Raw genomic sequence first — 13,624 nt, 5'->3', positions numbered from 1 at the left:
TCATGGGCACCAGTAGATGTCCAGGGGGGCGTGAAGAAAAGCGCGAATCGGCATTTCCGTAAGGTCGGTGCCAGCCAGCGCGGCGCGCAGGGTAGCGAGTTTGCCCTGCCCTTGCACGGACAGCGCAGTGAAAGCAGCACTGGCCAGCAGTGCGCGGGTCATCGACAGGCGCTGGCGCGGTACGCTCGGTGCCAGCAAAGGCAGGCAGCGGCGCGGGTTGGCCAGGTCGAGGCCGGCCTCCAGGTTGGGGCTGGCGGGGAACAGCGAGGCGGTATGGCCATCGTCACCCATGCCCAGCACCAGCACATCGATCGGCGGTAGCTCGGCCAGGGCCTGGTCGGCCTTGATGGCGGCGGCGTCGAGGTTTGCCGCCTGCTGGTACAAGCCAATGAAACGGGCCTTGACCGCTGCGCCCTTGAACAGATGACGGGCCAGCAGGCCGGCATTGCTGTCGGCGTGTTCCACCGGCACCCAACGCTCATCGGCCAGGCTGACGGTGACCCTGGCCCAGTCGAGGTCTTCGCTGGCCAGCTGTTCGAGAAACGGTACCGGGCTGCGACCGCCAGACAGCACCACGCAGGCCTGGCCCTTGCTGGCGATCGCCTCACGCAGGCGTGCAGCCACGTCATGCGCCTGGCGCACGGCCAGGGCCTTGGCATTCGCCAGCTCGTGTACGTTCACCGAGCCTGGCAGTTTCAGTTCAGATATCCCCATACCACGCCCTCCCGTCGCGTGTGATCAGAGCAATCGAGCTCATCGGCCCCCAGGAACCGGCCGCATAAGGTTTCGGCGCATCGCCCGCATTACGCCAGCCGGCGATCAGTTGGTCGCACCACTTCCAGGCATATTCGATTTCGTCCTTGCGCACGAACAGGTTCTGGTTGCCGCGCATCACCTCGAGCAACAGCCGTTCGTAGGCATCCGGAATCCTCGCGCTGCGCCAGGTGTCGGAAAAATTCAATTGCAACGGGCCGCTGCGCAGTTGCATGCCTTTGTCCAGGCCCTGCTCCTTGGTCATTACCCGCAAGGAAATGCCTTCGTCCGGTTGCAGGCGGATGATCAGCTTGTTACCGATCTGCAAACGCTGTTCCGGGGCGAAGATGTAGTGCGGCGTTTCCTTGAAATGGATGACGATCTGCGACAGTTTCTGCGGCATGCGCTTGCCGGTACGCAGGTAGAACGGCACGCCCGACCAGCGCCAGTTGCGGATGTCGGCACGCAGGGCGACAAAGGTTTCGGTGTCACTCTGGGCGTTGGCGTTGTCTTCCTCGAGGTAGCCCGGCACCGGCTTGCCATCGCTGTAGCCGGCAATGTACTGGCCACGCACCACACGGGTGCTCAGGCCTTCACCGGTGATCGGTGTCAGGGCCTTGAGCACCTTGACCTTCTCGTCACGGATGGCATCGGCAGACAGTTCGCTGGGCGGGTCCATGGCGATCAGGCACAGCAGCTGCAACAGGTGGTTCTGGATCATGTCGCGCAGTTGCCCGGCCTTGTCGAAGTAGCCCCAGCGGCCTTCGATACCGACCTTCTCGGCGACGGTAATCTCCACATGGGAGATGGAGTTCTGGTTCCACTGGGTTTCGAACAGGCTGTTGGCGAAGCGCAGGGCGATCAGGTTCTGCACCGTCTCCTTGCCCAGATAGTGGTCGATGCGGTAGACCCGGTTCTCGGGGAAGAACCGCGCCACGGCGTCATTGACCCGGCGCGACGACTCCAGGTCGTGGCCGATGGGCTTCTCCAGCACCACCCGGGTGCGCTCGGCCAGACCGGCCTTGTCGAGGTTCTCGCAGATGGCGCCGTACACCGCCGCCGCCGTGGCGAAATAGGCAATCAGCGGCTGCTCGGCCTGCAACTGTTCAGCCAGTGCCTGATAGCCCTCGGGCTGGAGGAAGTCCAGGTGCTGGTAGCTCAGCCGGGCAAGGAAGCGCCCCAGCGCCGCCGGCTCTATGTCGGCCTCGGGCACATGCCGGCGCAGGTGCGCTTCGATACTGTCCAGGTGTTGCTGTGCCGTACCGGCCTCGCGGGCCAGGGCGAGCAGGCGGGTATCCGGGTGCAACAGGTTGGCCCGGTCGAGTTGGTAGAGCGCTGGAAACAGCTTGCGCAATGCCAGGTCGCCAAGGGCGCCAAACAGGGCAAAGGTGCAAGGTTCGACACTGATCGCAGCCATGATGTTGGTTCTTTCCTAAAGTTGGTCTAGGAATACCGCTTTCACATACGGTTTTCAAGGGATAATGTAGTAAAAACCACAACATTCGACACAAGTGTTACAGACAAGTGGTACGCCAACCGCGCCGACAGTACGATAGACGACCGTGCAAAAAGCCTGCTGCTCCCACAGCCGGCTGTCTTCCCGACCCAAGGACACACCCATGGACCGCGTGCGAAACCTCCTGGAACAGATCCAGGGACGCCTCGACGAGCTGAACAAGGCCGAACGCAAAGTCGCCGAAGTCATCCTGCTCAACCCGCAACAAGCCACCCGTTTCAGCATCGCTGCGCTGGCCCAGGCGGCCAAGGTCAGCGAGCCGACCGTCAACCGCTTCTGCCGCTCGTTCGGCGTCAGCGGCTACCCCGAACTCAAGCTGCAACTGGCGCAGAGCCTGGCCAGCGGCGCCGCTTATGTCAGCCGCGCGGTAGAGGCCGACGATGATCCGGCAGCCTATACCCAGAAGATCTTCGCCAGTGCCATCGCCTCGCTCGACAGCGCCTGCCAGCAACTCGACCCACAGCAGGTCAGCCGTGCCGTGGACATGATGATCCAGGCGCGGCAGATCCACTTCTTCGGCCTGGGCGCCTCTGCCCCGGTGGCGCTGGATGCCCAGCACAAGTTCTTCCGCTTCAACCTGGCAGTGTCGGCCCACGCCGACGTTCTGATGCAACGCATGCTGGCCTCGGTCGCCCACACCGGCGACCTGTTCGTGATCATTTCCTATACCGGACGTACCCGCGAACTGGTCGAAGTGGCGCGTCTTGCCCGGGAAAACGGTGCCTCAGTGCTGGGCCTGACGGCCGCCGGTTCGCCATTGGCCAATGCCTGCAGCCTGAGCCTGCATATTCCGCTGCCGGAAGACACCGATATCTACATGCCGATGACCTCGCGGATCATCCAGCTGACCGTGCTCGATGTGCTGGCCACCGGCATGACCTTGCGCCGTGGCGTGGACTTCCAGCCGCACCTGCGCAAGATCAAGGAAAGCCTCAACGCCAGCCGCTACCCGATCGAGGACGACGAACTCAACTGAGCCGGTGCGCCTGCAAACGCAGGTGGGCTCGCTGCCCCGGCGCCAGGCTCAGGCCTTCGCCACTGCCGCTGGCGGCCTCGACGCAGACGAAGCGCTGGCATTCGCGGCCGCTCACCCCCATCAGCGGGCGATTGCCCGGGTGCCAGACCACGGTGTCGTCACTGTCGCCGGTATCGATGCACAACTCTCGCTGCCAGGCCGGGTCCTGCAGTTGCACCCGTGGCGTGCCGGGGTAGACCTTCTGGCAGCCGCCCTTGAGCTTCAGCGCGCCATCCTCGCGGCAGGCCTGGCGGTTGAGGCGGTCATAGCCTTCGATGTCCTCGAGCCCGGACAGCGCTATCTCGGACACGTCACTGATACACCAGTAGGCCAGCAGGGCATGGCTCAGCTGGCAGGGTTCGCTGTCCTGGTGCTCGGTGCTCAGGCTCAGCTCCATGCGGCTGCCCAGCCGCGCATGCAGGTCGACCTGCCAGTCGCACAGGTCCAGCCGCCACTTCAGGGTAACGCCCTCCTCGTCCTCGCGGCTGTCGACCAGTTTCCAGTCCAGCAGGCGCGCCCAGCCATGGGCCGGCCACAGGTCTTCGCTGGGGTGACGGCCATACCAGGGCCAGCACACCGGCACGCCACCGCGGATCGCCCCGACCTGCGGCCACTGCTCGGCACACCACAGCCAGGGCCGTTCGCCGGCCGGCTGGAAGTGCAGCAGTTGCGCGCCCTGGCGGCTGAACACCGCCTGGCAGCGTGGGTGGTCGATGATCAGCACATCGCGCTGCTGGTAACGCTCCCACTCGAATGTCGGCCGGGGCCGCTGCGAGGTAAAGAAGCGATGAAGCGGATGTTCGGGCATGTTCAGGGCTCTTGTTGTTTGAGATAGCGCTGTCTCGACCTATCCCCAACACCCACTGCAGGCCAGTGGGTGCCGGGAGCCGAAATTGGATTGGCGTAAATTTACAACAACTGCCCTTAGAATGACGACTGAATCTTCAAGCCTGCGACCAGCGCATTGTCCACCTCGTCGACCCCGCCGGGGCTCTTGATGTACTGCAGGTTGGGCCGCACGGTCAGCCAGTTGGTGACGTGGAAGCCGTAATAGAGCTCGGCGTTGTACTCAGTGCGTTGCAGCGGCACGAAGCCGGGATTGTCGTAATCGTCGATACCGCTCTGGGCATTGAGCAGCTCGGCGCGCTTCTTCACGTCGTCGTTTACATGAATGCGTGCCACGCCAAAACCGATATCGTCCTTGGGCCGGGCGTCGAAGGCGCCTTTGTAGACCAACCCGACCTGCTGGTAGTTGTCGACCACGTTGGTGGCCTTGTCGTGCACGGTGAAGTTGGCGAACAGGCTCAGGCCGCGGTTGACATCGCCAGCGTGGGCGGTCACCTGCTGCTGTGCCACGACCCACCAGCCATGCTTGCTGGAGTGCGACTTGAAGGCTTCGCCAGTCAGCGCCTGCGGGTTGCCGTTGACATCGTCGAACACATCATCGGCCTTGGCCGTGCTGTAGTAGTAACCCAGGCGGTACTCACCCGGCAGGCCGTTGACCTTGGGTGACCACACCGCTTCCACTGGCAATATCGCGCCCTTGGTGCCGCTGCCGCTGAGCTTGAAGCCGTTGCCGGTTTCCAGGTTGGAAGGGTTCTGCTCGAAGGCGCCGACCTGGACGAAGAATTCCGGGGTGATGTTGTACTTGACCCGCAGTGCCCACTGGCTGACCGGCCAGTTGTACCAGATGCCACCGACCCAGTTGCCCACCTGCGAGCCGCAGAAGGCCAGGTTCTGGAAGTCGCAAGGGAAGCTGTTGAAGTCCTCGCCTTCGCCGAAGCGGCCGAATTTCACGTCCAGCGCGCCGTCGAAGTACTTCTGCTTGACCCACATCTGCGTCAGGCGCCAGGTCTGGCCGCGGCCCCACACTTCCTGCACCGAGCTGAACTGCCCGGCGCGCGGGTCGCTGATGCGGTCATTGGACAGGTTGCGGCCACTGCGCTCGGTGATCGCCAGTTTGAACTCGGCGTCGTGCCAGCCGAGGATTTTCTGCAGGTCCAGGTGTGCGCCCAGGGCGAACTGGTCGCTGTAGCGCGCGGTCTTGTCGTCGTTGTAGCCGCCGTGCAGGTTGCCGGCTACCTCGCCGACATAATCCAGGGTGAAGTCGTAACCTTTTTCCAGCAGTTCGGTGCGGGTGCCGCCCCAGTCGCCGGTCATCCACTTCGATTCGCTGGAAAAGGCCTCGGCAGCCTGCGCGCCGCTGCTGCCAACGATGGCAAGCAAGGCCAGCGAGCCCAATGTCCTGATGCGTTTGCGCTGTTCCATCCCTTTGCGTCCTCTTTTTTCTTATTGATGGTGTAGACGAATCAACGGCCCTTGAAGTGAGCCACGTTGTCCTTTACTGCTGCGGCAGAGCTGGCCAGGTGCAGGCGCTCGCCGCTGTCGGCGTCGAACAGCAGCACCCGGGCCGGGTCGAACTGCAGGTTCAGGTTGTCACCTACCTGGCACGCCACATCGGGCGCCAGGCGGCAGCAAACCTTGGTCTGGTTGAGGGTAACGAACACCAGCAGGTCCGGCCCGGTAGGCTCGGTCACCTGCACCTCGGCGCGGATGCCCGGCAAGCCGTTGCCCTCTGCGGTGCCCAACGCGATCTGCTCGGGGCGGATACCCAGAATGATCTCGCGCCCCTCGTGTTCGTCGGCAGCCAGCCCCAGAGGCAGTTCGCAACGCGCCTGGCCGCTGTCGAGCAGCGCCAGCAGGCGGCCATCCTGTTTGGTCAGGCGCACCGGGATGAAGTTCATCGGCGGCGAACCGATGAAGCTGGCGACAAACTGGTTGGCCGGGTCGTTGTAGATCTGTTGCGGGGTGCCGAACTGCTGGATGATGCCGTCCTTCATCACCGCCACCTTGTCGCCCAGGGTCATGGCCTCGATCTGGTCATGGGTGACGTACACGGTGGTGGTCTTCAGGCGCTGGTGCATCAGCTTCATTTCGGTGCGCATCTCGACGCGCAGCTTGGCATCGAGGTTGGACAGCGGTTCATCGAACAGGTAGATCTTCGGCCGCCGCGCCAGGGCCCGGCCCATGGCCACGCGCTGCTGCTGGCCGCCGGACAGCTGTGCCGGTTTGCGCGCCAGCAGATGTTCGATCTGCAGCAGCTTGGCCACCCGCGCCACCTCCTCGTCAATGGCCGCCTGGGGCAACTTGCGGATCTTCAGGCCGAACTCGATGTTCTCGCGCACACTCATGGTCGGGTACAGCGCATACGACTGGAACACCATGGCGATGTCGCGGTCCTTGGGGCTCATGCCGCTGACATCCTGCTGGTCGATGAGGATCGCCCCACCGGTGATCTGCTCCAGGCCGGCAATGCAGTTCATCAGGGTCGACTTGCCGCAGCCCGACGGGCCGACCAGGATCAGGAACTCGCCATCCTTGATCGACAGCTGGATGTCCTTGAGGGTGTCCGGCAGGCCGCTGCCGTAGGTCTTGTTCACATTGCGAAGTTCGAGCGTTGCCATGACTTACCCCTTTACCGCGCCAGCCGTCAGGCCGCGGACGAAATATTTGCCTGCCACCACGTAGACCAGCAGGGTTGGCAGACCGGCGATCATCGCCGCCGCCATGTCGACGTTGTATTCCTTGGCCCCGGTACTGGTGTTGACCAGGTTGTTCAAGGCCACGGTGATCGGTTGCGAGTCGCCGCTGGAGAACACCACGCCAAACAGGAAGTCGTTCCAGATCTGGGTGAATTGCCAGATCAGGCAGACCATGATGATCGGCGTGGACATCGGCAGGATGATGCGGCGGAAGATGGTGAAGAACCCGGCGCCATCCAGCCGCGCAGCCTTGACCAGCGCATCAGGGATGCTGACGTAGAAGTTGCGGAAGAACAGCGTGGTAAAGGCCAGGCCATAGACCACGTGCACCAGCACCAGGCCGCTGGTGGTGCTGGCCAGGCCGAGCTTGCCAAGGGTGAACGAGGCCGGCAGCAGCACGGTCTGGAACGGCAGGAAGCAACCGAACAGCAGCAGGCCGAAGAACAGCTGCGAGCCGCGGAAGCGCCACATCGACAGCACATAGCCGTTCAACGCGCCAATGGCGGTGGAAATCAGTACCGCCGGCACGGTGATCATGATCGAGTTCCAGAAGTAACCGCTGACCGTGGCCCAGGCCTTGACCCAACCGATACCGCTGAACACCACCGGCCAGCTCAGCAGGTTGCCGGTGCTGATATCGTCCGGGGTCTTGAAGCTGGTCAGCAGCATCACCACCAGCGGCACCAGGTACAGCAACACGGCCAGCAACAGTACCGTGTGGATGGCGATGCGGCTGAGGCTCAGCAGCGGTTTGTCGACAGGGCTATGCATGGCGCTTGCTCCGCAGCTCCGAGTACAGGTAAGGCACGAGGATCGCCAGGATCGCCCCGAGCATGAGAATGGCGCTGGCCGAGCCCATGCCCATCTGCCCGCGGCTGAAGGTGAATGAATACATGAACATCGCCGGCAGGTCGGAGGAATAACCCGGTCCGCCGGCAGTCATCGCCGCCACCAGGTCAAAGCTCTTGATGGCAATGTGCGCGAGAATCATCAGCGAGCTGAAGAACACCGGGCGCAGGCTGGGCAGCACCACACGCCAGTAGATGCGCGGCAGGCTGGCGCCGTCGATCTGGGCGGCGCGAATGATCGATGGGTCGACACCGCGCAGGCCGGCGAGGAACATCGCCATGATGAAGCCCGATGCCTGCCAGACCGCAGCGATCACCAGGCAGTACACCACCCGGTCCGGGTCGATCAGCCAGTCCAGGCGGAAACCCTCCCAGCCCCAGTCACGCAGCAGCTTGTCCAGGCCCATGCCCGGGTTGAGCAGCCACTTCCAGGCAGTGCCGGTGACGATCATCGACAGCGCCATGGGGTACAGGTAGATGGTGCGGATGAAGCCTTCGCGGCGGATACGCTGGTCCAGCAGGACTGCCAGCAGCACGCCGATGACCAGGCTGATGGCAATGAACAGGCCGCCGAACAGCAGCAGGTTCTTGCTCGCCACCCACCAGCGATCGTTGTCGAACAGCCGGGCGTACTGGGCCAGGCCGGCCCACTTGTAGGTCGGCAGGAAGGTCGACGTGGTGAAGGACAGGACAAAGGTCCAGAGGATGTAGCCATAGAAGCCCACCAGGACGATGAACATGCTTGGCGCCAGTACCAGCTTGGGCAGCCAGCGCTGGAGCGCGTCCAGGGGTGAGGCCCGCAGTTGGGCGGTTGTTGTGGTCATGTTGTGGATCTCGAGGTAAAGGCGATGCTTTGCACCGCTTCGCGGGCACGCCCGCTCCCACAGGGGGCCTGCTCACCACAGGTCCTGGGCAGGACGCCGAGCCTGTGGGAGCGGGCTTGCCCGCGAATGGCTTTACTGGGCTGCCTTGATCGCCGCCGCCAGCTTCTTCGCCGCATCGGCCGGGTCGGCCTTCGGGTCGTTGATGTAGTTGGTCACCACATCGAAGAACGCCCCCTGCACAGCCAACGTGGTGGCCATGTTGTGCGCCATGCTCGGCTGCAGCCCGCCGCTCTTGGCGTCGGCGAGGAAGTCCCTGGCGGAGGTTTGCGCGCAGGCATCGAAACCATACTTGCCCATGTCGGCGAGCATGTCGTTGCGTACCGGGATGGAGCCCTTGTTGATACTGAAAACTTTCTGGAAGTCCTGGCCCAGCACCTTGCGTGCAATGTCCTGCTGGCCGGCGGCGGTGCCTTCGTCGTTCTGCTTGAACACCACCAGCGAGTCGATGTTGTACAGGAACGCCTTGTCCGTACCGGGGAATGGCACGCACTGGTAGTCCTTGCCGGCGGTTTTCTTCGCCAGGGTCCATTCGCTCTTGGCCCAGTCACCCATGATCTGCATGCCGGCCTTGCCGTTGATGACCTTGGCCGCTTCGAGGTTCCAGTCCTGGCCCTTGCCATCCGGGTCCATGTAGGTGGCGACCTTCTTCAGCTCGGTCAGCGCCTTGATCATCTGCGGGCCGGTCAGTGCCGCATTGTCGAGGTCGACCAGGGCCTTCTTGTAGCCATCGACACCCATCACCGCCAGCACCACGCTTTCGAATACGGTGCTGTCCTGCCATGGCTGGCCGCCGTGGGCGAGCGGGATGAAGCCGGCAGCCTTGAGCTTGTCGGCGGCGGCGTAGAACTCGTCGAGGGTGGACGGCGCCTGGTCGATGCCGGCTTTCTTGAAGACTTCGGGGTTGATCCACAGCCAGTTGATGCGGTGGATGTTCACCGGTACGGCGACGTAGTCACCGTCATACTTCACGGTGTCAGCGACCTTCTTGTCGAGCAGCGTGTCCCACTTCTCTTCCTTGGCCACATCCTTGAGCACATCGGCGTCGAGCAAGCCGGTGGCTGCCCAGTCCTGGATGTCCGGGCCCTTGATCTGCGCGACACCCGGCGGGTTGCCCGCCACGGCGCGGCTCTTGAGTACGGTCATGGCCGTGGCACCACCGCCGCCAGCGACAGCGCCGTCCTTCCAGGTAAAGCCATCTTTCTCGACCTGGGCCTTGAGCACATCGACCGCCGCTTTTTCACCACCGGATGTCCACCAGTGCACCACCTCGACACTGCCTTTGGAATCGGCAGCCAGGGTAGTCAGTGGAAACAGCGAAGCCCCGAGCGAGGCGATGGAAATTGCGGCAGCGAGACGAAACGTGGAGTTCATCGAAGCACCTTTCTTGTTGTTATGCCGTGCAAGTCGGTCGCTTGCGTTGCATTGAGTCTAAACAGCGTGCACGCCTCGTCAGGTAACGAAGCGACGCGCGAATGTCATCGTTTGGTTACATTGCCAGCCAGGCAGCTGGCCAGGCTCGGCGCCAATGGCAAGCCTGGCAACAGCAGCGCCTGGTAGGCATGGTAGAGGTCGGGCTTGCCCGGCCACAGCGTCCCGGCCGGCTGGTTGTGCGCATCGAGTTCGTGGTGCCAGCTGCCCGCAGCCAGGTCGATGAAATGGTTGGCAATGAAGTCCCAGCAGCGCCGGTACCACTGCTCGTATTGCGCCTCGCCGGTGCGTTGCAGCAGGGCCGCCGCAGCGGCGCAGGCCTCGGCGTGCACCCAATGCAGGCGCGCGCGCACCACCGGGCGATCGGCCCAGTCCAGGGTGTAGACGAACCCCTCCGCGCCATCGACGTTCCACGCCTGCAGGCAGGCCGCGTCGAACAGCGCGCGGGCGTCGTCGTGCAGCCAGCCCGGGGCATCCAGGCCGGCCCGATCGAGGCTGGCCTCCAGGTGCAGCAGCAGCCGCGCCCATTCCAGCGCATGCCCGGGCGTGCTGCCATAGGGCCGGAACTGGTCGGCAGGGCGCTCCTGGTTGTAGTGCGGTAGTGGCTGCCAGAGAGCGTCGAAATGCTCGATGACACGGTAGCCGTTGGCAGCGGCATGGTTATGGATGATGCGCTCGGCGATGCGCAGGGCGCGGTGCAGCCAGAGGCTGTGGCCGGTGACGTCGGCCAGGGTCAGGAAGGCTTCCACCGCGTGCATGTTGCTGTTGGCGCCACGGTACGGCTCGGGCAGCTGCCAAGCACGGGAGAAGGTTTCCCTGAGGGCACCCTCCTCTTCGCTCCAGAAATGCGCGTCAAGCATCTGCACCGCGTCTTCCAGCAGGGCGGAGGCATTGACAGCGTCGGCCAGCACGGCCGAGCTGGCTGCCAGGCCGACGAAGGCATGCAGGTAGGCCGTCTTGCCGCTGTCGGTATCACCCTCGGGGTGGGCGAACCAGCCGCCGTAGGTGGCATCCCGCATGGCGCCGCGCAGAGCCGCGACGCCGTGTTCGACATAAGCCAGGTAACCGGGCAGCCCCTGCAGGTGGGCCAGGGCGAAGCAGTGGGTCATGCGCGCGGTGTTCAGGGTATCGGCGCGTGCGCCGGGGGGAAGCTGCCCCCTGGCATCGAGACTGCCAAAGCCGTCGGGCAGTTTCGCAGCCTTGGCGAACGCCAGCAGGCGCTGCGCTTCGGCCAGGCGCCAGGCGCTGTGGGCCGGGGTGTCGAGCCAATGGGTGGCAGGCAGGTTATGCGTATTCATGGGCCAGCTTGATCCTTGCCAGTCGTGGGCGAATTTTAGTCAGCGCGGTCGGGCGGGATGTCACGAAGGGCCGGCGGATTGTCACCATGCCGTGACATTTCGCTTGTCGGCACCGGTAATACAGCCCGTCAGTCCATGCCCCGCGGCAGGTACAAGGTCACCCGCAACCCGCCCTTGCGCAGATTGAGCAGGCTCACCTCACCGCCATGGCTATGGGCGATGTTGCGTGCGATCCCCAATCCCAGCCCGTAGCCCTGTTGCTGCCCCGCCAGGCGAAAGTGCGGCTCGAACACCTGCTCCAGCTGCTGCTCGGGCACCCCCGGCCCGTGGTCGTCGACCTGCAGCACGAAACCCTCGGCGCTGTCGATGATGCGTAACCGAGCCCGCTCGCCGTACTTGATGGCATTGTCGATCAGGTTGCCGATGCACCGTCGCAGCGCCAGCGGCTTGCCCGGGTACGGCGCCAGCGCCCGACCTTCGAGGGTGATGCGGCCATCGCCCAGGTATGGCTCGGCCAGGATCTCCAGTACCTGGTTGAGATCGACCGGCTCGATGTTTTCGTGAATGTCGGTGTCCTTCACGCATTGCAGGGCACCTTTGACCAGCAACTCCAGTTCATCCAGGTCCTGGCTGAACTTGGCCTGCAGGCGTTCGTCCTCCAGCAGCTCGACGCGCAGGCGCAGGCGGGTGATCGGGGTGCGCAGGTCATGCGAAATGGCGCTGAACAGCTGGCTACGCTCGGTCAGGTAGCGGCTGATTCGTTCGCGCATGCTGTTGAACGCCCGCCCCACTTCCACCACCTCACTGCCCCCGCCTTCAGCCACCGGCGCCACATCGGCACCCAGCGACATCTCCCGCGCGGCGCGTGCCAGGCGCTTGAGCGGCCAGCTCTGCCAGTGCACCAGCAGGCCGATGAACAACAGCAGCAACACGGTGGTCAGCACGATGAAGCCGATCTGCTGGCGCGGCAGGCGTTCGGCTTCCAGGCTGGTATAGGGCTCGGGCAGCAGCGAGGCAATGTACAGCCACTCGCCCTCGCCCAGGCGGATCTGGGTCACCAGCACCGGCGGGTTGAGCGGTTCGAGGGTCAACGAGTAGTGCGCCCAGGAGCGTGGCAGCTCGTCGAGCTTGAGGCCGCTGTTGAAGATGCGCAGGTCGTCGGGGCCGACGAAAGCCACGGAAATCTCCATCTGCGGACCCAGGCGCTCGTGCAGCACCTGCTGGAACACGTCGATCACCGCCTGCTTGCGCGCGGTGACAGGCAGCACTGGCATGTCCAGCGGCTTGGCGTTGAGCGACACGAAGAAGCGCGTGCCGCCCATGCTGCGCAGCTGGTCGAGCACCATGGGCCGGTAGCCCACCGGCAACGACCGAAAGTAGCTGACGCTGGCGCTCATCGAGTGGGCCAGGCTGCTGGCGCTGGCGCGCAGGCCTTGCAGTTGGCTGGCGCGCAACTGGGCGACCCAGATGATGCTGGACAGCCCCTGGGCCAGCAGCACCACCAGCAAGGTCAGCAGCAGCATGCGCCCCAGCAAAGAGCGCGGTAGCAGCCGCCAGCGCCGCTCAGGAGGCACTGCAGACATGGGCAGCCAGCAGGTAGCCACTGCCGCGCACGGTGCGGATCAGCCGGGGCGGTTTGTCGGTATCGCGCAGGCGCTGGCGCAGGCGACTCACCGCCATGTCGACGATGCGGTCCAGCGGCATCGGCTCGCGGCCGCGGGTGGCGTTGCCGATGGTGTCGCGGTCAAGGATCTGCTGGGGGTGGTCGAGGAACAGCTTGAGCAGGGCAAAGTCGGCGCCGGAGAGCATCACCTCCTCGCCGTCGCGATGAAACAGGCGATGGCTGACCGTGTCCAGGCGCCAGTCGTCGAAGGCCAGCACGGCGCTGCCCGGCGCCGCCTGGCCGAACTCGGCACGGCGCAGCAGGGCCTTGATCCGCGCTTGCAATTCGCGCGGGCTGAACGGTTTGCCCAGGTAGTCGTCGGCGCCCAGTTCCAGGCCGATGACCCGGTCGGCTTCGTCCGAGCTGGCGGTGAGCATGATGATCGGCACCCGCGCCTGGCGCGGGTGCTGGCGTACCCAACGGCACAGGCTGAAGCCGTCTTCGTCGGGCAACATGACGTCGAGGATGACCAGATCGCAAGGGGTGGTTTCCAGGGCGCGGCGAAAGCCCTTGCCGTCGGCTTCGGCATGCACCTGGAAGCCGGAACGGCTCAGGTAGGTTTGCAGCAGTTCACGGATTTCCTGGTCGTCGTCGACCATCAGGATCGATTTACCGGCAGTGCTCAAGGTGGTCATTCCTATTGTCTGGTTACAGGTCTTCGTCGCCTGCTATCGGGG

12 protein-coding genes are annotated in these 13,624 nt (G+C 64.3%); 1 reads left to right on the top strand and 11 read right to left on the bottom strand.

Features of this window, described 5'->3' with window-relative positions; all coding sequences use genetic code 11:
- Positions 1-714 carry a 6-phosphogluconolactonase gene (pgl, locus tag ACLEJP_RS23175; protein ID WP_440810294.1) on the bottom strand — a complete coding sequence of 238 codons (714 nt, stop codon included), beginning with the start codon at positions 712-714 and terminating at the stop codon, positions 1-3.
- The gene (zwf, locus tag ACLEJP_RS23170; RefSeq protein ID WP_440810291.1) at positions 701-2,170 is read right to left on the bottom strand and encodes a glucose-6-phosphate dehydrogenase; all 1,470 of its coding nucleotides are present in this window, start codon (positions 2,168-2,170) and stop codon (positions 701-703) included. The genes pgl and zwf overlap by 14 nt, the downstream gene beginning before the upstream one ends.
- Positions 2,171-2,381: 211 nt before the next feature.
- Between zwf and hexR the strand changes: the two genes are divergently transcribed.
- Complete coding sequence (gene hexR / locus ACLEJP_RS23165; protein ID WP_169774905.1) at positions 2,382-3,245, top strand: DNA-binding transcriptional regulator HexR; 864 nt, start codon at positions 2,382-2,384, stop codon at positions 3,243-3,245.
- On the opposite strand, the gene ACLEJP_RS23160 is transcribed toward hexR, so the two are convergent.
- The 9 genes from ACLEJP_RS23160 to gltR form a co-directional block, all read right to left on the bottom strand.
- Positions 3,238-4,092: a D-hexose-6-phosphate mutarotase gene (locus ACLEJP_RS23160; protein WP_440810289.1), complete on the bottom strand. Its 855-nt coding sequence runs from the start codon at positions 4,090-4,092 to the stop codon at positions 3,238-3,240. The genes hexR and ACLEJP_RS23160 overlap by 8 nt on opposite strands.
- A gap of 116 nt (positions 4,093-4,208) precedes the next feature.
- Positions 4,209-5,552, bottom strand: a complete 1,344-nt coding sequence (locus ACLEJP_RS23155; protein WP_170028460.1) for a carbohydrate porin — start codon at positions 5,550-5,552, stop codon at positions 4,209-4,211.
- 41 nt (positions 5,553-5,593) lie between these two features.
- Positions 5,594-6,748, bottom strand: coding sequence for an ABC transporter ATP-binding protein (locus ACLEJP_RS23150; protein ID WP_440810286.1), 1,155 nt, complete (start codon positions 6,746-6,748; stop codon positions 5,594-5,596).
- Positions 6,749-6,751: 3 nt separating this feature from the next.
- Positions 6,752-7,597: a carbohydrate ABC transporter permease gene (locus ACLEJP_RS23145; protein WP_440810285.1), complete on the bottom strand. Its 846-nt coding sequence runs from the start codon at positions 7,595-7,597 to the stop codon at positions 6,752-6,754.
- On the bottom strand, positions 7,590-8,498 hold the full coding sequence (locus tag ACLEJP_RS23140) for a carbohydrate ABC transporter permease (protein WP_170028457.1): 909 nt from the start codon (positions 8,496-8,498) through the stop codon (positions 7,590-7,592). Before ACLEJP_RS23140 ends, ACLEJP_RS23145 begins: the two co-directional genes overlap by 8 nt.
- A gap of 132 nt (positions 8,499-8,630) precedes the next feature.
- Positions 8,631-9,929 (bottom strand): ABC transporter substrate-binding protein, encoded by a 1,299-nt coding sequence (locus ACLEJP_RS23135; protein ID WP_440810283.1) that lies wholly within the window; start codon positions 9,927-9,929, stop codon positions 8,631-8,633.
- A 104-nt stretch (positions 9,930-10,033) separates the two neighbouring features.
- The gene (locus ACLEJP_RS23130; protein ID WP_440810280.1) at positions 10,034-11,284 is read right to left on the bottom strand and encodes a D-mannose isomerase; all 1,251 of its coding nucleotides are present in this window, start codon (positions 11,282-11,284) and stop codon (positions 10,034-10,036) included.
- A gap of 128 nt (positions 11,285-11,412) precedes the next feature.
- A complete protein-coding gene (locus tag ACLEJP_RS23125) occupies positions 11,413-12,867 on the bottom strand; it encodes an ATP-binding protein (protein WP_440810277.1) in 1,455 nt (484 codons plus the stop codon).
- Positions 12,848-13,573 (bottom strand): two-component system response regulator GltR, encoded by a 726-nt coding sequence (gltR, locus tag ACLEJP_RS23120; protein ID WP_225780586.1) that lies wholly within the window; start codon positions 13,571-13,573, stop codon positions 12,848-12,850. The genes ACLEJP_RS23125 and gltR overlap by 20 nt, the downstream gene beginning before the upstream one ends.
- Between the last annotated feature and the right edge of the window lie 51 nt (positions 13,574-13,624).

The sequence above is a fragment of the Pseudomonas sp. SMV7 genome, from assembly GCF_052041995.1.
Classification (GTDB): Bacteria; Pseudomonadota; Gammaproteobacteria; order Pseudomonadales; family Pseudomonadaceae; genus Aquipseudomonas.
Note: the sequence above shows the minus strand (reverse complement) of the source record. Positions and strands in the feature narration are given on the sequence as shown.

Bases quoted from the DNA above. Each gene is read 5' to 3' on its own strand.
- pgl (WP_440810294.1), bottom strand. From the start codon at position 714: ATGGGGATATCTGAACTGAAACTGCCAGGCTCGGTGAACGTACACGAG.
- zwf (WP_440810291.1), bottom strand. From the start codon at position 2,170: ATGGCTGCGATCAGTGTCGAACCTTGCACCTTTGCCCTGTTTGGCGCC.
- ACLEJP_RS23160 (WP_440810289.1), bottom strand. From the start codon at position 4,092: ATGCCCGAACATCCGCTTCATCGCTTCTTTACCTCGCAGCGGCCCCGG.
- ACLEJP_RS23155 (WP_170028460.1), bottom strand. From the start codon at position 5,552: ATGGAACAGCGCAAACGCATCAGGACATTGGGCTCGCTGGCCTTGCTT.
- ACLEJP_RS23150 (WP_440810286.1), bottom strand. From the start codon at position 6,748: ATGGCAACGCTCGAACTTCGCAATGTGAACAAGACCTACGGCAGCGGC.
- ACLEJP_RS23145 (WP_440810285.1), bottom strand. From the start codon at position 7,597: ATGCATAGCCCTGTCGACAAACCGCTGCTGAGCCTCAGCCGCATCGCC.
- ACLEJP_RS23140 (WP_170028457.1), bottom strand. From the start codon at position 8,498: ATGACCACAACAACCGCCCAACTGCGGGCCTCACCCCTGGACGCGCTC.
- ACLEJP_RS23135 (WP_440810283.1), bottom strand. From the start codon at position 9,929: ATGAACTCCACGTTTCGTCTCGCTGCCGCAATTTCCATCGCCTCGCTC.
- ACLEJP_RS23130 (WP_440810280.1), bottom strand. From the start codon at position 11,284: ATGAATACGCATAACCTGCCTGCCACCCATTGGCTCGACACCCCGGCC.
- ACLEJP_RS23125 (WP_440810277.1), bottom strand. From the start codon at position 12,867: ATGTCTGCAGTGCCTCCTGAGCGGCGCTGGCGGCTGCTACCGCGCTCT.